Below are 266 nucleotides of genomic sequence, written 5' to 3'. Positions count from 1 at the left end.
CCATGGCGCGGCGCCACGCAGGCCAGGCCCAGCACCGCCAGCATGCCGCCGCCCTGCACCAGCGCCCAGGGCAGCAGGTTGCCGCCATGCAGCCAGACCAGCACCGAGGCCACGGCGGCGACCAGCATGGCCACCGCGGCGCGCACGGCCACGCGGTCGGCAATGCGCGATTGCAGCGCCAGTCCCAGCATGCCGGCAAAGGCCATGGACATGCCCAGCCGGTCGCCGGCCAGGGTGGCATCGTGGGGGGCCCAGTGGTAGACGGA

The 266-nt window shown here is 74.4% G+C and carries 1 protein-coding gene; it reads right to left on the bottom strand.

What is annotated here, in order from left to right; all coding sequences use genetic code 11:
• Nucleotides 1–266: hypothetical protein (locus ACSNOK_RS34510; RefSeq protein WP_436784665.1), on the bottom strand; the 266-nt coding region annotated here is incomplete at both ends.

Origin of the sequence: Streptomyces sp. URMC 126, from assembly GCF_051386555.1 — a bacterium.
In the GTDB taxonomy this organism is placed as follows: domain Bacteria; phylum Actinomycetota; class Actinomycetes; order Streptomycetales; family Streptomycetaceae; genus Streptomyces.
The sequence above is the reverse complement of the archived record's forward strand: the minus strand, read 5'-3'. Positions and strand labels throughout refer to the sequence as shown.